Raw genomic sequence first — 23,648 nt, 5'->3', positions numbered from 1 at the left:
GCTTTACACTCGTGGTCATGTACACCAAGAATGGCCCGCGGTGGCAGATCACGGAAACAGATGGACCGACCGTCATCCACTTCGCGCTCTGGGCGCGAACCGTCCTGGGTATGCACCCTTCAGCGGATCTCCCGACAATTCCGGATCAACTGCACTCCGAAGCAGTCCACGTCGGTGATGTCGAGAGTCTCGACCGTGAATGGAAGAGCTGGTGGAGAAGCCTCCCCCAGGCCATGGATGAGTGGCCTGTCAACGTCGCGACACTCTCCTACGCCGGTCTTGCTGCAGCTATCGAGCCAATACAAGCGACGATCCACGACAGCATCAGCCGGTGGCGAGACACCTATCGTGACACCCACACGACACCGCCGGCGGCGCCCTACCTGGACATCGTCACTGACCGTGCGGCAACACTCGGCCGACCCGTGAACCCGTTCAGCCTGAAGGTCGTACTGATCCCGGCCACCCAACCCAGGATCTGGCAGGCTGCGCCCGACCTCCTCCTGGTCGACACCACACTCCGGGACGACGCCACCGCCTACAAGCACGCGATCAGCGCCCACATCACGACACGCGGCTAGTTTATACCTAGACGGCCTCCCAGACAGCAAAAAGAGGGGGGCCGGGCCATTCTTGGGTTCTAGCGGTCGTTGCAACACCTGGAGTTTCTGGGAGTTGCAACGACCGTGTCGCGTTTGAGGCATAGTTCGGGGAAGAAGAGGACGTACACACCGGTGGAGCGTGAAGCGTTCTTCGTGTTGTTTGAGGAGTGCAAGAGCACAGCGGTCGCTGCGCGCGAACTCGGTCTCAATCCGGCGACGTGCGCGCAATGGGTTCGCAAGGCTGGCCTTGACCAGCCACGGCTACACCGGTGGTGGGATGAGCGCTCATCCGCGGAAGGATGAGTATCTTCAGCTTCGACGTGATGGTGTTCCACGCCGGGAAGCGGTGAAGCAAGTCGGAGTCGGCCGCAACACCGGGTACCTCTGGGATAACGGGATTCGGAAGTCGAATGGGCGACGCATTTACCCGGATGGTCGCGTGGTCGATTACAAAAACAGGGTGCCTGTCGTTGTTGATCCTGTTCAGCGGGCGTCGATGCGTTCGCTCGAAGCTTCGATCCATCCACGGTTTCTCTCCTTACCTGAGCGGGAGCTGATTCGAGATCTGACGAAAGCGGGCCTTTCGTTGCGGCAGATTGCATCACGGTTGGGGCGCTCCCCGTCAACGATCAGCCGTGAGGTTCGCCGGAACCAGCTCCCGAGAGAGGGCGGATACCACCCCTACGCCGCCCACCGGAGTGCGGCCGCCCGTCGGCCGCGACCCAAGCAGCGGAAACTGGCTGCGAATCCGCGGCTGCATTCTTACGTTCAACAGAAGCTGACGTTACGGTGGTCGCCGGAACAGATCAGCCGAACGCTGATCCGTGAGTTCCCTAGCGACATGGAGATGCGAGTGACCCACGAGACGATCTACCAGGACCTCTATCTCCAAGGTCGCGGACAACTCCGACGGGGACCCGCCAGTGTGCTGCGAACCGGCCGCGCGCGAAGGAAACCGCACCGCACCCTCAATACCCGCAGACCCCGTTTCGCGGACCCGATGGTGATGATCTCCGACCGCCCCGCCGAAGTTGAGGATCGCGCTGTTCCCGGGCACTGGGAAGGGGACCTCATTATCGGCGCGCAGCGCAACAGCGCGATCGGGACCCTCGTGGAGCGCTCTACACGGTTCCTGATGCTGATCCACCTTCCCGTCGATCGGACGGCGGAATCCGTCCGAGACGGCCTGATCACCGCCGTGAAGACTCTCCCGCGTGAGCTACGCCGGTCGATCACCTGGGACCAGGGTTCGGAGATGGCGGCGCACAAGTCCTTCACGATGGCCACCAACATGCCGATCTATTTCTGCGATCCTGCAAGTCCCTGGCAGCGCGGCAGTAACGAGAACACCAACGGGCTCCTGCGCCAGTACTTCCCCAAAGGCACCGACCTGTCACGCTTCACCGCCACCGACCTCTCCAATGTCGCCCACGAACTCAACACCCGCCCCCGTAAAACCCTCGACTGGGACACCCCGGCCGAACGCCTCAACACGCTCCTCGCCGTTGGCCGCTGAGTCCGTCAGAGTTCGTGTGTGATTCCAGTCGGACTCTTGGCGTGTCCACTTTCGAGATGTGAAGATGTGTGCGTGCACATGTTCGGCGCGTAACGTCCGATCATGAATACACAAACTGGTTCGCCCCCGGTGGCGAACACAGAACTCGGGTTAGGTGCGGTCCTTTCGGATGCCCTGCCGTCCACGTTGCTGACTCCGAATGCTCCGGAGCGTTACACCGTCTCGGCGGTGTTCACCCGGCGTCCGAGCCGCGGAGAGATCGACAGTATCCATGACAGCGACACGCGTTCCGCGTTAACGGCTGCGGGATACTCAACGGTCGAGTTGAGGGTGTCGGATCGCCGTCTGGAAATCTCGAACACGAATCTTGAGGAACTCTCTGGCGGTTTGGCCGGGGTGATTGCAGAGCAACTGCACATCATCAGCGTGAAGTCGCAGGCAGAGCACGATGCGTTCGCCGCGGAGGTGCTGGACCGCACGCAGCGTGAGACCGACCGTGCCGCACTGGTGGCGCTGGCGGCCGCGGCGGTGGCGTTCGCCCGACCCACCGGCGACGCCCTCGCCGAGCGCACACAGGACGGAGAAAGTAGTCCACAGGAGCCGGTTTGGTATGACGTTCAAAACACGGACCCCGCCGCACCCTGAGTGACGGCGGTGGGGACGGCACAGATGAGGAAAGAGGAAAAGGGTCATGGGATTCACGGATGATGCGAAAGAGACAGCTCGTTCGGCTGCGCGGAAGGCTACACGCGCTGTCGAGGACGGGGTTGACCGCGTGAAGGACAAAACCGCCGAGATCAAAGCGGATATGAAAGTCAAAGAAGCAGAGGCGGAGCGGGACTCGGTCAGCCACCGGAACCGCGCGAAGGAAGGCCTCCGGGAGCACCCTAGCGACTGATGAAACCGTTCCGGGTGGCTCCGCCAAGCGGAGGGACGGCTACGCCTTGTTTCTGCCAGCCGCACGGCGAACGAAGCCGAAAACGATTGTTCCGACGAACAGGATCAGCCCGATGATCGCCAACCAGAGCAGGCCTTTGATTGCGAATCCGACCACGGCGAGGATCGCCCACACGACAAGCAGGATCACGATGACGGCCAACATGGTCCACACCATACCCCCCGGTGTCACCGATGACGAGAGGCGGCGAAACTGGGAGTTGCCGGCCACCCCGGACGCGGGCGCTGCCGGAGCGTAACCTGGAAAGAAGCGGCAATAGCGCCGTGCTCGAAGGCCCGAGACGACCCCCGAGACACCCGTGACGATACGGGCGGTGAGAACCGACGCACCACTTCATGCAGTGGTTGGAGGAAGGGAAGGTCCGATGAGCGCGATTAACGATGCTGGCGGTTCGAGCGCGGAGATCCGCCCTCAGACCCCCGAGGGCGACGAGGCAGACGAACGCTGGGACACAGAGGGCGGGGCGGTCGGGTTCGACCCGACTCTCACCGACGATGTGACGACCGCGCGACACGACCAGGAGTGGCGCGTGGAGAAATCCCGGCATTGGCACAACAGCGGCTACACGGCCGCGACGCAGGCCCGCGCCGATGAGGAATCGTGACTGGCGAGAGCGCGGCGGTTCAGCCTGTCGCCGCGCGCGGAGTTTCGAACAGCGATTTCACCGGGCTCGCGCGCATCGTTCGTGAACGTGGGCTGATGCGCCGCCGCTACGGCTACTACTGGACAAACCTCGCAGCCGTGCCCGTTCTGTTCACGGCAGGTATCCTGCTGTTTCTGTGGATCGGCGACAGTTGGTGGCAGCTCTTCACTGCCGTCGGGTTCGCCGTACTGTTCACCCAGACAGCATTCCTCGGCCACGATGCTGCGCACCGGCAGATCTTCCGCTCTGGCCGATGGAATGACTGGATCAGCCTGATCATCGGCGACCTCTTCGTCGGAATGAGCTACGGCTGGTGGCAGCACAAGCACACCAGACACCACGCCGCTCCGAACCAACTCGGCGCCGATCCCGACCTCGAACTGCCCGTGGTGGCATTCACCCCCGAGAAAGCAGCACAAGAGCGGCCACTCGTGCTGCGCTGGATAATCGGCCATCAGGGGGTGTTCTTCTTCCCGATCCTGCTGCTGGAGGGCGTGTCTCTGCACGCATCGAGTATTCGGCGGGTCTTCGCACGCGAGCCGGTCCCGCGCAGACCAACGGAGATCGCCTTCCTGACGGTACGCCTCCTCGGCTACCTCGGACTCGTATTCTTCGTCCTCTCACCAGACAAAGCCGCCGTGTTCCTCGCCGTTCAACTCGGACTCTTCGGCGTCTACATGGGTTCTTCCTTCGCACCGAACCACAAAGGGATGCCCCTGGTACCGAAAGGACTGAAGCTCGACTTCCTGCGCCGCCAAGTGCTGATGAGCCGCAACATCCACGGCAACCGCCTCCTCGACGTCGCGATGGGCGGCCTCAACTACCAGATCGAGCACCACCTCTTCCCCTCAATGCCCCGGCCGCACCTGCGCCAGGCCGCACCGCTCATCCGCACCTACTGCGTCGAACACGGAGTGTCCTACACCGAGACCGGCTTGTGGCACAGCTACGGAATCGTCCTCCGCTATATCAACCGCGTCGGCCTCGGCAAACGAGACCCGTTCGAATGCCCACTCCTTCAACAACGCGCCACCCCGGCCGATACAAGAGACACACAGAACACAGCTAACGAGCCGTAACCAATTCTGACGACGCGCGCCGCCACCAAGCGCTGCGTCCCGCACAGCCAGAATCGGCGCCTTCTCGGCGCCTCACACAAACCACGCACACCGTGTGAGAACGGTACCGTTCCGTCAACCAGCACCGCTCTCACACAACTAGGCTAGAAACTCGTCGTGTTGCAACGACCTCTAGAATTCACCACTACGCCATCCTGGCGATCGTCGCACCGTCCGCGACCGACACCCACGCGCTTCACGGGGGCCGCGCCCTCCTCAGCTATCACGCGTTCATGATGGCGGCGATGGTCGTCATGGCCGTCCAGATGCTCCAGGCGGGGACGCACCTCGACGGCACGATGGACATGGACGCAACAGTGAGCCACCCGATGACGATGGCGTCCGGTCCCGGCTGGGGCGTGTTCGGCGTCGTGGTCGCGGTGCTCTTCGCCGCTGGTGCCCTCGTATTCCTGGTGCGGCTCTTCGCACCCGTGCGGGCCGGGTCGACGGGGGCGGCGGCCGACCGCGTGAACTCCTTCCTGCTCCTCAGCATGAGCGCCGGCATGAGCCTGGCGTTCATTCCCTGGTGATCCTCCCCCGGACGAAAGGCCCTCATGAGCACTCAGCACGTGTCGGATGTTAAACTGGCGCCGACGAACAACCCCGGACGAGGAGCGGACATGGCCAGGCGCGACAGGGGGACGCTCGAAGCGAGCGTCCTCGCCATCCTGTCGGCCTCACCGACGCCGATGGCGAGCAGGGACGTGCTCGCGGAGCTCGACGCGCAGGGAATGACACTCGCCCTGACCACGGTGATCACCGCACTGCAACGGCTGACCCAGAAGGGCGTCGTCAACCGTCTTCCCGGTCCGACGTCCCGGCTCTGGCTGTTCGAAGCGGCGCAGACACCGTCCGAACGCGCAGTCACCTCGATGACCTCCGCCCTCGCGGACGCACCGGATCGAGAAGCCGTGCTGATGCAGTTCACCGGCTCCCTCGACGACGACGACCTCTCGATCCTCCGCAAGGCGCTCGGCAAGTAGCCCCGTGGTCGTCGTCTTCGCGCTGCTCGGCTCCGCCGTCCTCGTGACGGCGGCCGCCCCCCTCGTTCTCGCACGAGGATCCTGGCGCGTACGGCACCCCCGCGTGGCGATCGCCCTCTGGCTCGCGGCCTTCGCCGCCGGAGCTCTGTCGTTGCTCGGCAGCGTGGCGACCGCAGCGGTGATCGTCATGGCGAACCTCCACACCTCCTGGCTCGGCGCCTACGCCCCCACCATCGCGTCCCTCTTCGTCTGGGTGGGCCTCGGCGGGGTGGGAGCGCTCGTCGCACTGGCGGTCACCCGCTCCGAGCCGCTGTCGGAGGCGCAGCGCAGCACCGACAGCGCGGCGATCCTGCTGGCCGCGCGCGCCCGCTACCGGGTGGAGTGCGTCGGCCGGCAGCACGTGACGTATGTGCGCGAGGACAGACTGTTGGCCTGCTGCACCGCGGACGGCCGCATCCTGATCTCGTCCGCAGTCGAAGACGCTCTTCCGCGCGAGGAGGTGCGCGCGATCGTCGAGCACGAGCGATCGCACCTCCGCCGTCGCCACGCACGGGTGCTCCAGCTCGCGCGGCTCAACGCGGCCTGCTTCCCGCTGCTGCCATCCGCGCGCGAGTTCGCGCGCACGGTCAGCCTCCTCACCGAGCTCGTCGCCGACGACGACGCGGCTCGCGTGTGCGGACGCGCCGTGCTGTGCAACGCACTCAGCCGCCTCGGAACCGCGACAGGCGACACAGGGATGCTGCTGCGGGCCGAGCGCCTCGCCGCCGTGCCCGTCTTCGGTCACGCCGATAAGCGCAAGCTGTCCGCGGTCAGCGTCGTCATCCGCTGATCCGGCGTACCGGTCGCACGGACACGCCGTCGATCAGCCTCCGAACGACCGCAGCCGCAGGCTGTTCGCCACGACCAGGGTGGAGGACAGCGCCATCGCCGCCGCCGCGATCAGCGGGTTGAGCAGACCGGCCGCCGCCAGTGGGATCGCGGCGACGTTGTAGCCGAATGCCCAGATCAGGTTCATCCGGATGGTGCGCAGCGTCGCCCGCGACAGCCGGACGGCGTCCGGCACGGCCATCAGGTCGTCGCGCACGATGATGACGTCGGCCGACTTGAGTGCGATGTCGGTGCCCTGGACCACGGCGAGCCCGAGCCGGGCGGTGGCGAGCGCGGCGGAGTCGTTCACCCCGTCGCCGACCATCGCGACCCGGCGCCCCGCCTGCTGCAGCTCGTCGACGATCGACGCCTTCCGCTCGGGCAGTACTCCGGCGATCACCTCATCGACGCCGATCGCGGCCCCCACGGGCTCCGCGACGGCCGGCGTGTCGCCCGAGAGCAGGACGGTCCTCAGCCCGAGCCTCCGCAGTTCGGCGACGGCCGGCGCCGCCGACGCGCGCACGGTGTCCTCGACCGCCAGCACGGCGACGGCGCTGCCGCCGACGGCCAGGACGACGGGGGTGTGGGCGGCAGCCGCGTGACGGTCGACCGCAGCGGTGAGCGCCGGAGGCAATGCGATACCGGACTCCTCGACGAGCCGGGGGCTGCCGATGAGGGCGGCCTCTCCCCCCACGACGCCCTCCGCGCCGAGACCGGCTCGCGCTGTGAAGCCGCTGACGTCGGGCAGATCGGCCACGAGGGTGCAGGCGTGGTCCACGACGGCGCGGGCGATGGGGTGCTCGGAGGCGGCCTCCAACGCTGCGGCGATCCGTACCGCGTCGAGTTCGTCACGTTCGAACACCTCGACGGCGACCACGCGCATCCGTCCCTCCGTGACAGTGCCGGTCTTGTCGAGCACGACGGTGTCGATCGCGCCGGACGCCTCGAGGGCGTCGGGACCCTTGATGAGGATGCCGAGCTGGCTTCCCCGGCCGACGCCGACCATCAGCGCGGTCGGAGTGGCGAGCCCGAGTGCGCACGGGCAGGCGATGATGAGGACCGCGACCCCGTTCGTGATCGCGGTGTTGAAGGTCGCGCCCCCGACCAGCCAACCGGCGAAGACCAGGACGGCGAGGCCGATCACGGTCGGGACGAACACCGCCGTGACCCGGTCGACGTAGCGCTGGACCGAGGCCTTGCGTCGCTGCGCGTCCTCGGCCAGGGCGGCCATCTGCGCCAGCCGCGAGCGAGCGCCGACGGCGTCCGCGCGCACGAAGAGCCGACCGGAGAGGTTGAGGGTGCCGCCGATGACCGCGTCGCCTGCGCCGACCTCCGCCGGGACCGACTCCCCCGTCATGGCGGAGGTGTCGACGGTCGACGCGCCGTCGATGACGGTGCCGTCGGCTGCGATCCGCTCTCCCGGCCGCACGACGACAGTGTCTCCGGTTCGCAGCTGACCGATCGGCACCGTACGCTCACGCCCCTCTGGGTAGAGGACCGTGGCTTCACGCGCCGCGAGGTCGCCGATCGCCTCCAGCACGTCGGCCGCACGACGGCGCGACCGACTCTCGAAGTAGCGCCCGCCGAGCTGGAAGGTCACCATTCCCGCGGCCACATCCAGATAGATCGAGTCCGCCCCCGCCGGAGTGCGGCCGAAGCCGAGCCAATAGCCGGGCTGATCGGAGGGCGCGACGAGGAGCGTCCACAGCGCCCAGCCGAACGACACGACGACACCGAGCGAGACGAGCGTGTCCATGCTCAGTGTGCCGTGGCGCAGGCCTCGCAGGGTCGCCCGGTGGAACGGCCAGGCCGCCCAGGTCACGATCGGCAACGCGAGCAGCACGCACAGGGCCTGCCAGCCGGGGAAGCGCCAGGCCGGAACGAGTGCGAGCAGGATGGTGAGGTCGCACAGGGGGATGGCCAACAGGGCCGACACCGCGAGCCGTCGGCGCAGCGACGACGTGCGCATTTCGGCGGCGCGGGTGCTCCAGGCGTCGTCGCCGGGGACGTGGACGGCGGCCGTGTAGCCGGCGCGTTCGACCGCCGCGATCGCTGCGGCGGCATCGCGCTCGCCCAGCCCGCTCACGACGGCGCGCTCGGTGGCGAAGTTGACGGAGGCGGTGACCCCGTCGATCTTGTTGAGCTTGCGCTCGACCGCGTTCGCGCACGCGGTGCAGGTCATGCCACCGATGTCCAGCTCGAGGCGGTCCTCGACGGCGAGCGGAGTGGTCGTGGTCATCGCGGCTCCTCAGCGGGTGCGGGGACGGGGGAAGCGGCGGAGGTCGTGGAGGTCGTCGCTGCGGCAGGCGGCTTGCGCTCGGCCAGCTTCGCGAGCATCTGGTTGTACGCCTCGTAGCTGTCGTCGAGCCCGGCGTCCAGGTGCCGGTCGGTGCGGGCGGCGACGCGCGCGTCGGCCCGCGCCCACTGGGTGACGAGCGCGAGCACCACGATCACGAGCGGCACCTCCCCCGCGGACCAGGCGATGCCTCCGGCGACGTATTGATCGTTGTGGAGGCTGCCGATCCACGACACGTCGAGGTACTTGTAATACGTGCCGGCGAGCAAAGTCGTGCTCGTCATGACGATGACGCCGAAGAACGCGTGGAACGGCATGGCCGCCAGCACCAGGCCGAGCTTCCCGAGATGCGGGAGGGGCCGCGGCGGGGCGTCGACACCGATCACCAGGGCGTAGAAGATGTACCCGATGAGCAGGTAGTGGACGGTCATCGCCTGGTGCGCCCAGTGGTAGCGCATCGCCCAGTCGAAGAACGGCGTCATGTAGATCGCGTAGTACGAACCGACGAAGATGACGAGCGCGTAGAGCGGGTTGAAGGCCAACCGCGTCGCGCCCGAGTGGAGGGCCGTGGTGAGCCATTCGTGCGGGCCGGCGAGGTCGTCCTTGCGATGCGCCGTCGTCGCACGGAGGAAGAGCGTGACCGGACCGCCGAGCACGAGGAGGAGGGGGCCCAGCATGTTGAGGCTCATGTGCAGGCCCATGTGCACCGCGAAGGAGGCGGACGAGTAGGGACCGATTCCGCTGGAGGTGGTGATGACCACGCTCACCCAGCCCAGGACCCAGGTGATCGTGCGCCCGACCGGCCACGCGTCTCCGCGCCTGCGGAGCGCGCGCACTCCCCGGAGGTAGACCACCGTCCCGACGACCGAGATGACCAGGAACAGGATGTTGACACGGCCGTCGAGGAAGAGCGAGACCGGCGTCATCGGGGTGTCGACGTCGTAGCCCAGGAACAGCTGCTGCGTCGAGGTCGGCACGAAGTAGACCGGCGGGGGGATGCGGAGCATCGCGCCCGTGATGCCCAGCACGGTCGCGCAGGAGATCAGCAGCGCGACCAGCTGCCCGCGACGAAGCCCCGTGCGGAGGGCGCGCGGCACCACGAACGCGCCGAGCACGAACGCCGTCGGGACGAGCATGCGCACGATGAACAGGATCCCCGTCGCACTCGTCAACGGCTCTCCTGCGCTCTGCACGTAATAGAGGACGCCATCGGCCCCGAGCGCGATGGCCCAGCACCAGAGCACGAGCGTTCGGAACCGCGCCGCGGTGCGCGGACCCGGAGGACCGACTCTCGACCAACGGGCGAGCATCGTCACCGTCGCGCCGAGGAGGATCCCGGCGGCCGGAGTGCCGAAGATCGCGACATCGCCGGCGAAATCATGGTTGGGACCCACGAGCACCTGCCCGACCATGACGGGCGACAGTATCCCGAGCGCGCTCACCGCGGCGAGCACGACGGCGGAGATCCAGCCGTGGATCGTATTGGCGGCGATCAGCACCACGAGCGCGCAGACGGCGGAGACGATCCACGCCCCGGGAAGATAGCTGGCGGTAACCAGGTAGCCGAACGCGCCGGGCTCGAGCAGGGTCGAGAGGCCGCGTCCGCTCGCGTCGGCAGCATCCACCGGGATCAGCAGGACGCTCCCCGCGAGCCACACTGTCGCGCCGATCCGGGTGACCGCCAGGTCGCGGCCGTTGTCGATCCGGTCCCGGGATCTGCGCGCGACGACGAAGGCGACGACGACCAGGCTGCCGAGAGTGACCGCCGTCGCCGAATCCGTGACGAGGCGCAGCAGCGCGCTGGCGTAGGAGGTCGGAAGTCCGGGGTACTCCCGGCTCAGCCAGTCGTACGGCGTACTGCCGAGCACAGCGACCGTGACGACGACGATGACCAGCGGAATACCGGCGATCGCCCAGAGCAGGAGGGGATGCCGGACGACCTGACGGAGCGGCGCGTCAGCCATGCGCCAGTTCGTATCCCGCTTCCTCGACGGCCTCGCGGACGCTGCGCTCGTCGATGGCGGCCGAGCTCACCACGACGAGCGTCGCCGCGGCGGCATCGGCGCGCGCAGACTCCACGCCCGGGATGAGCGAAACCTCGCCCTGCACGCGTCGCTCGCAGTGATCGCAGGTCATTCCGACGACCTGGTAGCTGGTCTCCATCACGTTCCCTTCCGATGTCCGTGACGATTCTACATCTTGTCGAATGGGTGGTCATCCCGACCAGACGCGATACGTCGCCGACGTGGCGTAGCGTTCACCACCGCCCAGGTCGATGGAGAGCTGCACCGTCCAGTCGCCTGCGACCGGGGCGATCGCATGAGCGACCCAGGCTCTTGTCGCGCTCCGTTCGAAATGGAGCGCGACTCCGGCCACGGTCGTGGTTCCGAGCGTGCCGGTCATCCCGTGTGCGGACACCGGAGAGCCCGACGGACCTTCGAGGGTGACGGTGATCGTCTGCGGGCCGGCGTGCGTGGAGTCGATGGCGATCTGCGCGGTGCCGCTTCCCGCGGCAGCGGTGAGCGTGGTCGGCGGGCCGTAGGTCGTCCGCGCGGGAGGCAGGGCGACGAGGACGGTGGTCACGACGACGACCGCGAGAGTGACGGCCGCCTCGGCCGAGACGATGATGCGGACGCGTCGCCGCTCGACGGGGCCCTGTGGCGGCTCGAGCCGAACCAGCAGACGGTTGGATGCGAAGGCGGCGGCGAGTGCCACGGCGACGAGCGCCAGTTTGAGCAGCAGTGTCACTCCGTAGGATGTCGAGGTCAGCGACTGCAGCGGGTCGAGCTGTCGCCAGGCCTGGTATTCGCCCGTGACCAGGAGCAGGGCGACGGCGGCGAAAGCCGCGATCGACCAGCGGCGCAGCCGTGCGAGATCGAGGGCGTCTCCCTCCAGCCGCGGCACCACCAGGGCGGCGAGAACGAGGAGGCCCCCTCCCAGACCGCCATCGCCGTCAGGTGGATGGTGGTGACAGGGACCGCGAGCCATGCGTCCGAACCCGCCGCAGCGTGCCCGTCCACCGCCACGGAGCAGAGCACCGCGACGGCGAGCACGGCAGCCGCAGCACGGGCGAGCGGGCCGCCGCGGCGTGGGCGCACGACCCACGGAAGGGCGATCAGCAGCAGGGCCAGTCGCACCAGCCCGGCGATTCCACCGATCTCTGCGAGCGCCGTGCCGATGCCGTCGAAGCGGAGGACGCCGCCCCATCCGCTGCCGTCGGCGGCCGGACCGGCGAGCACCGACCGCAGCAGGGTTCCCCCGGTCAGCAGCGACCAGCCGAGCCAGCGCAGGGCCAGCGCGCCGCGCCGCCCTCCGGCGGCCGGCCAGAGCACCGAGCGGGCGAACGCCACGCCGATGAGCAGGACGATACCGGCGTAGACGAGACCCTGCGCGGCCTCCGACACCACCTGTACGGGATCGAGCGGCGCCTGCGCCGTCACGGGAGCGGTCGACGGGTCGGCGTTGAGCCCGAACCGGATCGCACCGGTGACCACATGACCGTCGGCCGAGACCACGCGGTAGCTGACCGTGTACGCTCCGTCGGCCAGGCCCTTCTCGAGCGGGACGACGACCGTCTTGCCGCCGCCCGTCAGGTGGGCGGCGCCGGCGTCCACGCGCGTGCCGTGATCCGAGAGTGAAGCGGTGGCATTCTCGGGAAGCTGAACCGACTCGTCGAAGGTGAATGTGACCTGCCCCGGCGCTGCGGCGATCCTCGATCCGTCGACCGGGTCGCTGGATTCGAGAACGGCATGCGCCGCCGCCGGGGTGGCGACGACGAGCAGCTGCCAGAGCAGGAAGAGTGTGACCGCGACGGCGGAGGCGACCGGTATGAGCCGGCCGCCTCCCCGTCGGAGTCCCAGGTGGACCGAGGTCACTTGATCTCGGCTGCCTTTCCGCGGCTGCCGCGCACCAGTGCGACGATCGCGAGAATCAGGGCGAGCACGCCGGCGATGAGCCCGGCGATCCCGAGCCCCGTCCCTGAACCGTCGCCCGAGGACGATGACATGTCCATGCCGCCCATGGTCATCGGTGTCGCCGTGGAGGTACTGTCCGAACCGCCGGAGGTCGCCGGGGTCACGGCGAGGGTCGGCGCGGGGTGCTCGGGCTCGGCGCTGCCCTGCTGGGTCTCGTTCCAGTCCACCACCGAACCGTCGCTGTAGGTCTGTGCGGCGGGGAAGGTCAGCTCCTTCACCTCGGGGATGGGACCGACCGAGACGGCGAACGTGTCGAACTCGCCCGGCTTGATCCCGGCGCCGGCAGTCGCGGTCCAGGTCACCGAGGAGATGTAGGTGTCGATGGTGTTGCCGTCGTCGTCCTTCTCCGGCTTCGCCAGCTTGTCCGTGGCGACCTCCGCGGTCCAGCCGGCCTTCGGCTGAGTCGAGACCGTGATGATCGGCATGTCCTTCGGGAAGGTCACCTGCAGCTTGACGGTGGAGGCCGTGGCCGACTCGGTCGGGACGCGGAAGGTGAGCACACCGTACCCGCCTGCGGTGACCGGGCCGTCCACGTGGACGTGCGCGGAGGCCGGACCGGCGACGGCCAAGACGAGAGCGGCGGCCGCCGCCGCGGCGAGGGTGCCGATGACGCCGATGCGGCGTCGGCGAGGTGCTGCCATTGCGGTTCCTTTCGGTGGGGATGGAGCGGGATTCACGACATGACGAAGAAGGACACGCCCATCCCGATCGCCATGACGAAGTTCAGCAGGGTCTGCACGATGGGCGACAGCGGCTCGGTGCCGCGGGACGAGCCCGGAGCAGACGTCAGCTCGACGAGGAACCACACAGTCGCGACGGCGAACAGCAACACGAAGGCGAGAGTGATGACGACGGCCCAGACCGGTTGCTGCCAGAGATCGGTCATCGACGCGCCCGATGCCATCCCCGCCATGTCACCGCCGTGCATGTGCATCCCGGGGCCGGAGGTCGATCCGCCCATCATGAGCGTCATCAACGCGCTCATCCACACCATCGCCGCCATCATCGCCGCGTGATACGACAGCAGGAGCGGGCCGCTGTGGTGTCCGCCCGTCTCCGGGCCGGCGTGAACGCGCGGACGGAAGACCGCGAGCCCGGCATACCATACGGCCGCCACGGTGAAGACGACGATCTGGAGCAACGGAGGAACGGCGGTCGACCACGCCCACGGCATGATCGCCATCGACAGGCTCATGAGGACATGGGCGAGATACGACCCGCGATCGGCCCGGCTGCGTGAGCGCACGAGCGCCACGAGCGCGACCGCCCCGGTGACGGTGAACCACGCGGTGAACGTCCACGCGAGGGCAGGGTCGGGAATCACCAGCTCACTCTACATGATGTAGAGACACGGTTCACCTCCTCCGAAATCAGGTCGCCATGAACGCGCGTCGATAGGCGCGCGGGGACGTGCCGGTGACGCGCCGGAAGTGCTCGCGCAGGTTGGCGGCGCTGCCGAGCCCGCTCGCGCGTGCGATGTCGTCGATGCTCGCGTTCGTCGTCTCCAACAGTTCGCGGGCGCGATCGACACGCACTCCGTTGAGCCACTTGATCGGTGTCGAGCCCATCTCGGCGACGAATCGCCGGGCGAAGGTGCGCGCCGACAGCCGAGAATGACGAGCGAGGTCCGCCACGGTCACTACGTCGTCGAGACGCCCCAGCGCCCACTCCACCGTCGCGGCGAGATTCGCAGAAGCCGGAGTCGTGGGGGGCCTGCGGATGAATTGGGTCTGCCCGCCTTCTCGCGACGGTGCCGCCACCATCCGTCGCGCCACCGAGTTGGCGACGGCGGCGCCGCGATCGGCCCGCAACAGGTGGAGGCAGAGATCGATCCCGCTCGCGACGCCCGCGGACGTGACCACGCGACCCTCGTCCACATAGAGAGCATCGGGATCGACACTGACCGCAGGGTACCGCCGGACCAGTTCATCGGTGAACTCCCAATGCGTGGTCGCCCTCCGCCCATCCAGCAGGCCGGCCTCGGCAAGCGCGAACGCACCCGTGCAGATGGAGACGATGCGAGCCCCACCGCGATGGGCGGCGCGGAGCGCGTCGATGACGTCGGCCGGCAGGCCGTCGGGGAATCCACTGAACGCCGGAACGATCACCGTGTCTGCGGCGTCGAGCGCCTCCAGGCCGGAGGGTGCCACGAGAGGCCATCCATTGTGCGTCTCGACCGGACCGGGAGCGCGCCCGCAGAGCGTGACCTCGTAGCCGAGCCCCGGCTGGTCGAAGACATGGAACGGCATCCCCACCCTCGCAATCAGCTGGCGACGACTCCACGACGCAAACCTGCCCGGACCGCTCTTCCTCACCTCCCTCATCCCCTACGCAGGGACCCCGATCGTGATGATCCTGAACCTGCTGCCACCCAAGACCGAAGGCCGCCGATTCGACCGACCCACCAACCGATAACGTCGTCCAGCTCTTAAGCCCATAGCACTCCCCCGCGGCCTGGAACAGGACCTATCGGTAGGTGGAGTGGCGGAGGACGCCGGCGAGGAGACCGGCGCTCGATGGTTCGCCCGAGCGCGGTCAGCGCGCCGTCGTCTCCTGCGGTGTTGGCGATGGGGTTGTGACTGCCCCGATGGTCCAGGACCGACGATCTTGGTCCCAGTACATCCACCACCTGCAGGGATCGGAGCCTTTGAGGTCGCTGTAGGCGATGACGAGCACGGCTTGGGGGCCGTTAGGTTCATCCAAGCTGGTGTGACTCGCGTGCCCGTCCAGGTAAGCGCAGGCGGCCATGACGGCGGTCACGTCGTCTGCGCGTGATCCGGGGACGAGCTTCTCGACGGAACCACTGTTGCCGGACTCGAGCGCCCGGAGCAGCTTGGGCACAAGCTGTGAAGCACTGTCTTGTGGAGGCGCGCCGCCGGTATCAATGTTCGAGGAGGTGCAGCCCGCCAAAGCGAGAAGGAGACCCATCACCGCGGTGACGCGGAGGACTCGGGCCTTGGCGGGCTGCATCGTGGCACTCCTTAGTAGCTGGTGCGCAGGTGCATGTCAGCAACATACGCGTGCGGATTAGCCACGATATAGGCCGAGTATGCCTGGTTGTAGTGGTTGGCCGAGTGCTGGGTGAAGTACGGGCTGCCGCTGGAGTCGACGTAGGTGACGATCGTGGTGTGGTTGTACTTGAAGGTGGTGGTCTGGTCCCAGATCCAGAAGGCGATATCGCCGGCCTTCCACTTGGGGGTGGCGACGTCCGCGTAGAACCGCGGCGAGTAATGGCCGCCGAAATCAGCGAGCTGCTGCGCGTTCTCCCACGGGTAGCTCTGTTGCGCGGGGGCGACCCCTCCCCCATCGCTGTACCACCACTGGTCGGGCTGGTTGTAGTTCCCCGTGTGCACCATCGTCCATCCGCCAGCGAAGAGCGCCTGCGAAGCGAAATCGGTGCAATCGTCGTCGGGCAGACCCTTGTAGTAGGGGTTCCACTGCTGCCAGTACTTCGACGCATACTGCACGACTCCCGCGGGATTCACGGTCGTGGTGGCCGCGGCCAAGGGCGTCACAGCCGCCGAGGCCGCAGTTCCGACCAAGGCGTCGGGGACTTTCTTGCTGTCGCGAGTGATTCCATGCTTCACAGCCTGGTCAATGCGCGCGGCCGTTGCAGGGTCCGACCACGCGGCGACCGTCCCAGCCGACGGGACAGCTGTCTCCGGCTGATCGTTGGGCGAGCCCAGCGATGAGATCGTGTCCACTTTCCAGGCACCTCCCTCCTGGCTCAAGGTGACGGCTTGATCCCACTGGTAGGCGTAATCAGGCCGTGCTGCTCCCGTCGCGTCGGGAGTTCGCTTCATCGTCGTGACCTCATCCACCGTTGCGGACGCGGTCGCTCCCGTCACCTGCAGCGCTGTGATGGTAATGACCGAACTCGAGCTCGTGAAAGCTTCACCGTACTTAGCGAGCTCGTTCCGCTGCGAGCTCAACGCTGTGTCATCGAGAGCGACCTGTTGGGCGTGAGCAGACGACGCGAATGCCTTCGTCGCGGGCACAGCCGCCCTCCCACTCGGCGCCACCGTCATCTGGTTACGGTGCGTGATGTCCGCAGTGATTACCGACCGAATCTCAGCAGCCGTCGCAGCGGAAACCACCGGCGTAGGCGTCTGCGTGGCCGCTGAGGCCGGCGCGAATCCGAGCATCGGTACAACGACCGCCATAGCCGCCGATGCGGCCCCCAAGAACGTACGAGATCTCACTAGTCCCCCTAGCTTTCGCCCCGCACCTGCGCGAGGTCCCCATCCGCCAGCAAAACGCACGATAGAGACCGCTGTCCACCTTCGTGTGGGACTTCGCAGAAGGGGTTCTCCACCCTCATAACGAGCTCTCCGCCGCGGGCGAGAACTACGAAACCCTACAGATCTCCTTCCAGATCGAAGGCCCCTCGATCCAGTTCCCCTCCCGCGCTCCCTCACTGGCATCAGCTGGTGCGGGCCGCGACCATGGAACCATGAAGGGCACAGCGCGTATCGAGATCGCCACGGCCAACGAGGCGGGCGCGCTCCTCCACCTCGACGCGGACACCCTCGGCGACCTCCTGCGCGCTCATCCTTATCGACGTCGACTACGGCAGCAACCCCGACCCCGCACTACCGGCGCTCGGCCGCTGACTCCAGAGCCCGCGATCACATAACGGCCCCTACCAGGAAGCCAGTACTCAGGCGTTCCCTGCGAGATAGGGCGCCTGATTCGCGGCGCCTGAGAACGGCATCGTCCAGTTCTCGGGAAGGTAGTGCTCCCCCGCCGCCTGGAACAGGACCTGGTTACCGACATCGTCCGGGTCGTCGAACAACACCTGGACGTCGTCGTCCTCGAACAGCAGCCCGCCGAGCTCGTCGCGCCACCCCGGATCGAGCCGTATCCCGTTGTCGTCGACGACGACCTGGACCTGCCCGATCAGCAGCCAGAGCGCGATCTCCTCGAGCACCGACACCGGATGCGCCCACTCCCCCGTCAGGCGCGCCGTGACCGCCCCAGCGGCCACGACCAGCTGCCGGACGAAGTGCGGCGTGTAGTGGGCCGCGAAGCGTCGCGGAAGGCCGCCACACACCGGCTCCTGCTCCCAGCCCCACGCTCGCCCCGCAGCGACGGCGGCGACGGCCCGGCCCTGCTCCTCGAACAACTCCTCCACCAGCTGCGACGCCGCCACCCACAGGGCGCCCTGCAGCAGCGCGAACTGCTTCAACTCCCGCCGACGAGTCAGCTCGTCGAGCTCTCCATACGAAGCCGCCTCAGCATGCACCTCCGCCAACAGTCGGGCGACACCCTGACACCGCTCCCCCAGCCGCCGCAGCTCTTTCTCGGTCACCACGCGTGCACCTCCGTTATCGAGCGCTAGGGAGACACCCCGTTACTTACAGACTTACGAAGTGCCGTTTCATCATCGCCCCTAAGCTGGTCAAGGTGTGGGATGAGGAGGTCTATCGCGATCCGGATGAGTGTGTTCTCGGTAATTCGCTCACCGCCTGGCACGCTCTTCGCACGATTGAGCTTGCGCGCGTACTCGGTGAGAGTCTCGTACTGGTCCTCTCGAAGTCGCGTTTCCTTCCGGACGAACTCCAGATAGGAGACCCTGCTGCGTTCATCCGGCGGGATGGCCGACTCAACTTTGGGAGTGACCGTTGCGCTGCCCGATTGAGACTGGGCGCTCCCCCGCGCGCTTTGTTTCGCCGGCTTTCGATCAGTGACCGGTGGTGATGCGGGCGCGTCTGGTATGCCTGGTGCCGGCGAAACAACATCCTCAGTGTCGATTTTGCCGAGGAGGCTCGAGAGGTCAGCGCGCGCCATCAGTTGACTCCCGCCGATACGGGGGCATTCGCCCAGATGGACTGCAGCTCGAGCGCCACAGCGTTGTAGTCGAAGATCGCAGCACGATTCTCACGGGTGTCATTGAAGTCGGTCACCACACGCCCCTTGATGGACGCATCAATAACGCTCGCAGACTTGCGCACATGATTTCGGAATCGCTTGAGCGGCACGCTATCGACGATGCTCTCCCAATCGTCCAGGTGCGAGTCCCCTCGGCGACGGTCGATGTTGTTGAGCAGCACTCGATAGTCCAGCCCACGGGGCTCGACGAGAGACTTGACCGTTCGAACCAGAGGCTGCACAGCCAACGGTTCAGGCGCGAGCGGGAGGATCACGAAGTCGGCGGAGTCAAGGACGGCAGAGAGAGTCGCCGTCGCTTCGAGGTTGCCTGGCGTGTCAACCATGACGAGGTCGTACGGGAGCTCCCGGAGACGAGAGAGGTTTGCCGGATCGACGTCCGGTGCGAAGTCGAACGGCAGGTCCTCCCCCGCGTTCTCAGCCCACCAAGTGGTGGATCGTTGGGCATCAGCATCGACAACGAGCACACGGCTCCCGCCTTTCGCGAGGACCGCCGATAGGTTTATGACGCTCGTCGTCTTTCCGATGCCGCCCTTTTGTCCAGCTGCAGCAACGATTCTCATGCCCGTATCCAATCTGTATGTCTGGTAATTACAGAGTTCCGCTGGCGGCGTGTCGCGAATCTGTAAGTACGCAACTCCGCGAGTCACGAACTTCCGAACGTCGTAAGTATCGAACTCCGTTACTTACAGACGCACGTAGTTTGTATGTCTGTATCTTCGTCACTTCGTGCGTCTGTAACTCTGTTCCTTACAAGCTTAACATAGTTACAGAGTTCGCTACATACAGACTTTCTGACTCCCAGAGTTACGAAGTTAGTGACTTACAGACTGGGGGAGTTGCAACCTCCAGAACAGCAACACCCCTTCCAGCGTCCGGACTAGGCCGTGTTGCTAAAGAGCGTCGTGCGATCGAGATGGCCGGTTGACTCGGCTCCAAGATGTGCGCATACTTATGCGCATGGCTACTCGGAACGTGTATGTGTCTGCTGACGATGCGGCGCTATTCGACCGGGCGGCGGAACTTGCCGGGGGGCTCTCTGCCGCAGTGGCTTCAGGCCTGCGGTTGTTCGTCGCAGCACGAGAGCAGGAGCGAGGAGCGGAGAAGATGGGCGAAGTCGAAGTCGACGTCAGCGATGGCCCGGTGATCACGGTGAAGCGTTTTACGGGGCGTCAGCTCTTGCGGTTCGAGAGTCAGGACGGTTCGCGCTCGATCACCTACCGCGTGTATGCGACCTCCGGAGGACAGATCGCGGTCTACCAGCGCGAGGGTCCGAACTGGCGACTCTTCATCTCACCACACGAGGACGCCCCCGTATGGAACAACCCAAGGACGTGGTCGGAAGACTGGTGGCGGTCAGGTCAACGATCTCTGTCGGTCTTCCCCGATACTGCGGCGATGGCGAACGAGTTACCGCCAGAGCTGGTCCAAGCCACGATGACAGCGCTCACGGTCCCCGACGTCGAGGACCTCGACATCTGAAGGTCCGACCTCGCGCTCGTCAGGTCGTGAGCGTCCCTACCCAGTGGAGGGTGGCGGCGAGGCAGAGCCCGGCATAGTAGTTGCGGGCGGTCTTGTCTGAGCGCATCGCGATCCCGCGCCATTGCTTGAGCTTGTTGAAGCACCGCTCGACGACGTTGCGGCCGCGATAGCGGGCCCGCTGCTGCTCACCGAAGTCGATCGGCCGCCCGCGCCGCTTGCGTCGGTGCGTGATCTGATCGTCGCGCTCGGGGATCGTCGCGGCGATCCCTCGTTCCCGCAACCAAGCCCGGTTCGCCTTCGAAGGGTAGCCCTTGTCCGCGAGCACTCGGTCCGGGAGTGAGCGTGGTCTGCCGCGGGCACCGGGGACGCGGATCTCGCTGAGCGTCGCGGTCAGCATGCTCGTATCCGCCGTCTGCCCTGACGTGAGAACGAACGCCAGCGCGCGGCCCTTCCCGTCGCAGACGAGGTGGCTCTTGGTCGTCAGACCGCCGCGGGAGCGACCGATCGCGTGATCGGGCGGCTCGTCACCAAACTTCTTGTAGTTCGATGTAGCCCCCCGTGGCGCGTGGCAGGGTCGCTCCGTGCTGGTGCACGCGCACGATCGTGGAATCGATCGACGCGACCCAGTCCAAATCTCCGGACCGCTGCGCGAGCGACTGCGTCTTCTCCAACACCCGCGCCCACACACCCTGCCCGGACCACCGGTTGAAGTTCTTGTAGATCGTGTTCCAGTTCCCGAACCGCTCCGGCACATCCCTCCACGGCGCCCCGGTCCGGAACCGCCACGCCGTCGCCTCGACCACCGTACGCCGATCCACCGGCGGCCGACCCGTCGACTTCACCGATGGGAACAACGGACCGATCACCGCCCACGCCTCATCCGAGATCACATCACGCGACACGGGTCCAAGACTCACCCCAACGCACCCAAATGCGTTTAGCAACACGCCCTAGGCCCGCCTGACCGGTACAACTGCATCCAAGACCATGCGCACTTCTCACTGATACCAACGGTTCGAGCCGCTTTGCGGTGCCCCAGACCGTCATCAAGTAGGCGAGCAAAGTGCAGACGCATTTCGTTCGAGTGAGCCAAGAGAGACCTCCACATCAGCTATGGGTGTCCAACGATTGGGGCGCACTTCACCCGGCCCCCTCGCGCTCCCCCATGGCCTCCCTGCGGTCGGCGCCGTCGACGGAGCGCCGGCGGCGGAGCTCGCTGCGCTCGCACCTCTTGTTGCCATTTCCGCCTGACGAGCTTATTCACCTCACCCTCACCGCCGACCCGGCGCTTGCAGCGCCCGACCGCACATGAAATCTCAGCCGACGCGGTCGCTACGCTCCCTGATTTCGCCGGCAGAGATTTCACGTCCGCCCGGGTACCCGGCCCGGCGGTGAGGGTGAGCTGAAACGGCGCGATGCGCCGGAAATGGCAAAACAACGATGAGGGAGAACCACCATGCCCACCAAGCCACCGACACGTCCCAAGAACGGCGCGACCTACTACGCGCCGTGCTCACTCGCCTCCAACAGGCCACTCCTTTTCGGGCAGTTCCACGGCGTGATCGTGGACGACCCCTCCCAGGGGGCAGCCGTCGTTTACACCACGCGCGAAGCCGCCGACCAGGCTCTCGCCGACCGCGACCAGTGGGCCGAGCAGAACGTCGGGCAGGCCCGTGTTTCTCGGCTGATCTTCGACGGCGGGTGGTTCCGCTTCGCCGACCAGGCCGAAGCCGTCGCCCACCGCGCCGCCGCCGACCAGGCCCGCGCCGCCGCCACCGGCGCGGACGCCCGCTAGAACCGACCAGACCAGCACGAAGGAACACACACCATGACCCAGACCACCATCGCCGCTCACCCCGCGGCCGCAGTCCGTGACACCCACGCGGAGTTCGCCGCGATCATCGCCGCCGAGAACTACCGTGTCCGCCTCACCGCACACCAGGCGCACACCGCACAGGTCGGCGCCCGCTACCACCGCGCTTACCGGGTGCTGGGGGGCGTGTTCGGGATCCTCGCAACGGCCACCCTCGGCCTGTTCATCGCGTTCGCGATCACCAAGAACGACGCAGCGGCAACCGCCGCGTACGCGGCCGCGATCGCCGCGATCGTGTTCTTCCTCGCCCCGTGCCTGCTCGCTGCCGTCGAACTGCACCAGGTGCAGAGCGTGCCCGGCCCGCGCCGCACCCGCTGACCCGTACACGCGAAAGGTCCGGGACCGAAGCATTCGTACTGCCTCGGTTCCGGACCGGCTTCTCACCCTATCCGGAAGGACACATCACATGGCCGAGTTGACCATCACCCACACCCACGCCGAAGGCACCATCGTCCACGGCACGTCCCGCGACGACGGTACCGGCACCACCCTCAAGCAGCACGGCTACCGGTGGGGCCGCAGCATCACCGCCTGGTACAAGCCCCACACCCGCGACCGGCTCCCCGACACCTACCGGATCGAGGGCGTCGCGGCCGCGCTCCGCACCGCCGGACACAACGTGGAGCTCGACATCGATCACAGCTTCCGCACCGCCGCCGACGTCGAGGCCGACAAGGCCGCCCGGGCAACCGACCGCGCCGACGCCCTCGACGCCAAGGCCGACCGGAAGGCCGACGCCGCCACCCGGGTGGATGCCATGCACGAGCGCGCCGTGGCGGCGCTGCCCGAAGGCGGCGAACCCATCAAGGTCGGCCACCACTCCGAGCGCCGCCACCGGAACGCGATCGACAAGGCATGGCGGGCGCTCGGTGCGAGCGTGCAGGCCGACAAGGCCGCCACCGAAGCCGCCCGCCGTGCGCGGATCGCGGCCGACGCCACCGACCGCCGCAACGCCCCCGTGACTGTCGCGAACCGCATCGACAAGCTCGCCGCCGACATTCGCGACTACACGCGCAAGCTCGACGGGCACACCCGCCACCCCCGCAGCCCCTACCGCGAGACCATCCCCGCCGCCACCGGCGACTACCGCGACCGGCTCACCAGGATGCGCGCCGAAGCCGAAAACCAGCATGCCTACTGGACCGCGGTCCGCGCCCAGCAGATCGCGGACGGCCTCACCACCGACGCCAGCCGCAACACCATCAAGGTCGGCGACCTCGTCCGCATCAAGGGCCGCGACTGGGAGGCCGTGACCAAGACCAACGCCAAGACCCTCGACGTGCAATCCCGGCACATGCCCTTCCCGATCCGGTACACCTATGGCGAAGTCACGGCCCACAAGAGCACCCACGCGGTCTAACCGCCCGACCCGGCTACAGATCCAACTGATCTGTAGCCGGCGGCAGCCTCGGTTTCGATGGTCTCTGAGGGCCTGTTTGGTAGAATG

General features: G+C 66.9%; 30 protein-coding genes and 1 pseudogene. 15 read left to right on the top strand and 16 right to left on the bottom strand.

Annotated features, from left to right (window positions below; translation table 11 throughout):
- The first annotated feature begins 17 nt into the window (after positions 1-17).
- From IT072_RS21170 to IT072_RS21155, 5 genes and pseudogenes are all read left to right on the top strand, one after another.
- On the top strand, positions 18-581 hold the full coding sequence (locus tag IT072_RS21170; RefSeq protein ID WP_223361081.1) for a hypothetical protein: 564 nt from the start codon (positions 18-20) through the stop codon (positions 579-581).
- Between the two features lie 105 nt (positions 582-686).
- Complete coding sequence (locus IT072_RS21345; protein WP_327058959.1) at positions 687-905, top strand: transposase; 219 nt, start codon at positions 687-689, stop codon at positions 903-905.
- Positions 906-938: 33 nt separating this feature from the next.
- A pseudogene (locus tag IT072_RS21165) lies at positions 939-2,118 on the top strand (IS30 family transposase); the annotation flags it as partial.
- 102 nt (positions 2,119-2,220) lie between these two features.
- A complete protein-coding gene (locus tag IT072_RS21160; RefSeq protein ID WP_223361080.1) occupies positions 2,221-2,763 on the top strand; it encodes a hypothetical protein in 543 nt (180 codons plus the stop codon).
- Positions 2,764-2,809: 46 nt separating this feature from the next.
- The gene (locus IT072_RS21155; RefSeq protein WP_223361079.1) at positions 2,810-3,016 is read left to right on the top strand and encodes a hypothetical protein; all 207 of its coding nucleotides are present in this window, start codon (positions 2,810-2,812) and stop codon (positions 3,014-3,016) included.
- Positions 3,017-3,055: 39 nt separating this feature from the next.
- Here the strand turns inward: IT072_RS21155 and IT072_RS21150 are convergent, their stop codons facing one another.
- The gene (locus tag IT072_RS21150; RefSeq protein ID WP_223361078.1) at positions 3,056-3,220 is read right to left on the bottom strand and encodes a hypothetical protein; all 165 of its coding nucleotides are present in this window, start codon (positions 3,218-3,220) and stop codon (positions 3,056-3,058) included.
- A 220-nt stretch (positions 3,221-3,440) separates the two neighbouring features.
- Here IT072_RS21150 and IT072_RS21145 point away from each other — a divergent pair, with 220 nt between their 5' ends.
- The 5 genes from IT072_RS21145 (at position 3,441) to IT072_RS21125 (ending at position 6,649) form a co-directional block, all read left to right on the top strand.
- Positions 3,441-3,680, top strand: a complete 240-nt coding sequence (locus tag IT072_RS21145; protein WP_223361077.1) for a hypothetical protein — start codon at positions 3,441-3,443, stop codon at positions 3,678-3,680.
- Entirely contained in the window at positions 3,677-4,798 is a 1,122-nt protein-coding gene (locus IT072_RS21140; protein ID WP_223361076.1) for a fatty acid desaturase family protein, read from the top strand. Before IT072_RS21145 ends, IT072_RS21140 begins: the two co-directional genes overlap by 4 nt.
- A 176-nt stretch (positions 4,799-4,974) precedes the next feature.
- Entirely contained in the window at positions 4,975-5,367 is a 393-nt protein-coding gene (locus tag IT072_RS21135; protein ID WP_327058966.1) for a DUF5134 domain-containing protein, read from the top strand.
- Between the two features lie 90 nt (positions 5,368-5,457).
- Positions 5,458-5,820, top strand: a complete 363-nt coding sequence (locus IT072_RS21130; RefSeq protein ID WP_223361075.1) for a BlaI/MecI/CopY family transcriptional regulator — start codon at positions 5,458-5,460, stop codon at positions 5,818-5,820.
- Positions 5,821-5,824: 4 nt separating this feature from the next.
- On the top strand, positions 5,825-6,649 hold the full coding sequence (locus IT072_RS21125; protein ID WP_223361074.1) for a M56 family metallopeptidase: 825 nt from the start codon (positions 5,825-5,827) through the stop codon (positions 6,647-6,649).
- A 33-nt stretch (positions 6,650-6,682) separates the two neighbouring features.
- On the opposite strand, the gene IT072_RS21120 is transcribed toward IT072_RS21125, so the two are convergent.
- Genes IT072_RS21120 through IT072_RS21085 form a run of 8 tightly spaced genes read right to left on the bottom strand, consistent with a single transcriptional unit; the run spans position 6,683 to position 15,206 of the window.
- Complete coding sequence (locus IT072_RS21120) at positions 6,683-8,926, bottom strand: heavy metal translocating P-type ATPase (RefSeq protein ID WP_223361073.1); 2,244 nt, start codon at positions 8,924-8,926, stop codon at positions 6,683-6,685.
- Positions 8,923-10,947 carry a cytochrome c oxidase assembly protein gene (locus IT072_RS21115; RefSeq protein WP_223361072.1) on the bottom strand — a complete coding sequence of 675 codons (2,025 nt, stop codon included), beginning with the start codon at positions 10,945-10,947 and terminating at the stop codon, positions 8,923-8,925. Before IT072_RS21115 ends, IT072_RS21120 begins: the two co-directional genes overlap by 4 nt.
- Positions 10,940-11,146, bottom strand: coding sequence for a heavy-metal-associated domain-containing protein (locus IT072_RS21110; protein ID WP_223361071.1), 207 nt, complete (start codon positions 11,144-11,146; stop codon positions 10,940-10,942). The genes IT072_RS21115 and IT072_RS21110 overlap by 8 nt, the downstream gene beginning before the upstream one ends.
- A gap of 51 nt (positions 11,147-11,197) precedes the next feature.
- Positions 11,198-11,803, bottom strand: coding sequence for a CopD family protein (locus IT072_RS21105; protein ID WP_263282079.1), 606 nt, complete (start codon positions 11,801-11,803; stop codon positions 11,198-11,200).
- Positions 11,749-12,858, bottom strand: coding sequence for a copper resistance CopC/CopD family protein (locus IT072_RS21100; RefSeq protein WP_223361070.1), 1,110 nt, complete (start codon positions 12,856-12,858; stop codon positions 11,749-11,751). Before IT072_RS21100 ends, IT072_RS21105 begins: the two co-directional genes overlap by 55 nt.
- Positions 12,855-13,598 carry a YcnI family protein gene (locus tag IT072_RS21095; RefSeq protein ID WP_223361069.1) on the bottom strand — a complete coding sequence of 248 codons (744 nt, stop codon included), beginning with the start codon at positions 13,596-13,598 and terminating at the stop codon, positions 12,855-12,857. Before IT072_RS21095 ends, IT072_RS21100 begins: the two co-directional genes overlap by 4 nt.
- A 32-nt stretch (positions 13,599-13,630) precedes the next feature.
- Positions 13,631-14,281, bottom strand: a complete 651-nt coding sequence (locus tag IT072_RS21090; RefSeq protein WP_223361068.1) for a DUF5134 domain-containing protein — start codon at positions 14,279-14,281, stop codon at positions 13,631-13,633.
- A gap of 46 nt (positions 14,282-14,327) precedes the next feature.
- Positions 14,328-15,206, bottom strand: a complete 879-nt coding sequence (locus tag IT072_RS21085; protein WP_223361067.1) for a GlxA family transcriptional regulator — start codon at positions 15,204-15,206, stop codon at positions 14,328-14,330.
- Between IT072_RS21085 and IT072_RS21465 the strand changes: the two genes are divergently transcribed.
- The gene (locus IT072_RS21465; RefSeq protein ID WP_223361120.1) at positions 15,205-15,372 is read left to right on the top strand and encodes a DUF805 domain-containing protein; all 168 of its coding nucleotides are present in this window, start codon (positions 15,205-15,207) and stop codon (positions 15,370-15,372) included. The two genes, IT072_RS21085 and IT072_RS21465, sit on opposite strands and share 2 nt — an antisense overlap.
- Before the next feature lie 120 nt (positions 15,373-15,492).
- Here the strand turns inward: IT072_RS21465 and IT072_RS21075 are convergent, their stop codons facing one another.
- From IT072_RS21075 to IT072_RS21055, 5 genes are all read right to left on the bottom strand, one after another.
- The gene (locus tag IT072_RS21075; protein ID WP_223361066.1) at positions 15,493-15,927 is read right to left on the bottom strand and encodes a hypothetical protein; all 435 of its coding nucleotides are present in this window, start codon (positions 15,925-15,927) and stop codon (positions 15,493-15,495) included.
- 11 nt (positions 15,928-15,938) lie between these two features.
- Positions 15,939-16,544 carry an amidase domain-containing protein gene (locus tag IT072_RS21070; protein ID WP_223361065.1) on the bottom strand — a complete coding sequence of 202 codons (606 nt, stop codon included), beginning with the start codon at positions 16,542-16,544 and terminating at the stop codon, positions 15,939-15,941.
- A gap of 1,073 nt (positions 16,545-17,617) precedes the next feature.
- Entirely contained in the window at positions 17,618-18,271 is a 654-nt protein-coding gene (locus IT072_RS21065) for a hypothetical protein (RefSeq protein WP_223361064.1), read from the bottom strand.
- Between the two features lie 23 nt (positions 18,272-18,294).
- The gene (locus IT072_RS21060) at positions 18,295-18,747 is read right to left on the bottom strand and encodes a hypothetical protein (protein WP_223361063.1); all 453 of its coding nucleotides are present in this window, start codon (positions 18,745-18,747) and stop codon (positions 18,295-18,297) included.
- Positions 18,747-19,409 carry a ParA family protein gene (locus IT072_RS21055; RefSeq protein WP_223361062.1) on the bottom strand — a complete coding sequence of 221 codons (663 nt, stop codon included), beginning with the start codon at positions 19,407-19,409 and terminating at the stop codon, positions 18,747-18,749. The genes IT072_RS21060 and IT072_RS21055 overlap by 1 nt, the downstream gene beginning before the upstream one ends.
- 544 nt (positions 19,410-19,953) lie before the next feature.
- Between IT072_RS21055 and IT072_RS21050 the strand changes: the two genes are divergently transcribed.
- Entirely contained in the window at positions 19,954-20,328 is a 375-nt protein-coding gene (locus IT072_RS21050; protein WP_223358599.1) for an EXLDI protein, read from the top strand.
- 19 nt (positions 20,329-20,347) lie between these two features.
- Here IT072_RS21050 and IT072_RS21045 read toward each other — a convergent pair.
- Positions 20,348-21,230 (bottom strand): IS5 family transposase gene (locus IT072_RS21045; RefSeq protein ID WP_442786817.1). Its coding sequence is split into 2 segments (ribosomal slippage): positions 20,348-20,857 and positions 20,859-21,230, totalling 882 coding nucleotides; the frame shifts between segments, so codons are not numbered across the junction.
- A 35-nt stretch (positions 21,231-21,265) separates the two neighbouring features.
- Positions 21,266-21,403: a helix-turn-helix domain-containing protein gene (locus IT072_RS21460; RefSeq protein WP_223361119.1), complete on the bottom strand. Its 138-nt coding sequence runs from the start codon at positions 21,401-21,403 to the stop codon at positions 21,266-21,268.
- A gap of 381 nt (positions 21,404-21,784) precedes the next feature.
- On the opposite strand from IT072_RS21460, the gene IT072_RS21035 reads away from it, so the two are divergent.
- The 3 genes from IT072_RS21035 to IT072_RS21025 all read left to right on the top strand — a co-directional run bounded on the left by IT072_RS21035 (position 21,785) and on the right by IT072_RS21025 (position 23,561).
- Complete coding sequence (locus IT072_RS21035) at positions 21,785-22,123, top strand: hypothetical protein (protein WP_223361061.1); 339 nt, start codon at positions 21,785-21,787, stop codon at positions 22,121-22,123.
- Positions 22,124-22,156: 33 nt separating this feature from the next.
- A complete protein-coding gene (locus IT072_RS21030; RefSeq protein ID WP_223361060.1) occupies positions 22,157-22,519 on the top strand; it encodes a hypothetical protein in 363 nt (120 codons plus the stop codon).
- Between the two features lie 88 nt (positions 22,520-22,607).
- The gene (locus IT072_RS21025) at positions 22,608-23,561 is read left to right on the top strand and encodes a DUF3560 domain-containing protein (protein WP_223361059.1); all 954 of its coding nucleotides are present in this window, start codon (positions 22,608-22,610) and stop codon (positions 23,559-23,561) included.
- Positions 23,562-23,648 lie beyond the last annotated feature (87 nt).

Source organism: Leifsonia sp. ZF2019, assembly GCF_019924635.1.
Lineage (GTDB): Bacteria > Actinomycetota > Actinomycetes > Actinomycetales > Microbacteriaceae > Leifsonia.
The sequence above is the reverse complement of the archived record's forward strand: the minus strand, read 5'-3'. Positions and strand labels throughout refer to the sequence as shown.